The sequence below is a fragment of the Dellaglioa sp. CoH-56-MRSF-12 genome (genome assembly GCF_056782075.1).
Genome location: NZ_JBXAYD010000171.1, coordinates 1 through 236 on the forward strand (window position 1 = coordinate 1; position 236 = coordinate 236).

The following is a 236-nucleotide window of genomic DNA, read 5'->3' on the forward strand; positions in this document are numbered from 1 at the left end:
GTCCACATGGCTGAAACCACTAGCTGCACACGACTTATCAATCGACGGAGGTCATCATGAAACAGCAACTACCTCAATCCTTCATTCGGGCGGGCGTGACGCGCACGCAAATTGCGGCAGCTGCCGCAACCAATAAGGTCGAGGCGCGTATTAACATGAGTGCTGATGTGGCAGGTGCAGGGCTGTGCCCTGAATGCCGCAAGCCCATGGAACGCAGCAACGCGAACGGGTTTCCC

At 56.8% G+C, this 236-nt stretch carries 1 protein-coding gene; it reads left to right on the forward strand.

Annotated elements, in window-relative coordinates; genetic code table 11:
• Positions 1-56: 56 nt before the first annotated feature.
• On the forward strand, positions 57-236 hold a 180-nt coding region (locus tag AC1RPY_RS08200), incomplete at its 3' end, for a hypothetical protein (protein ID WP_481763189.1).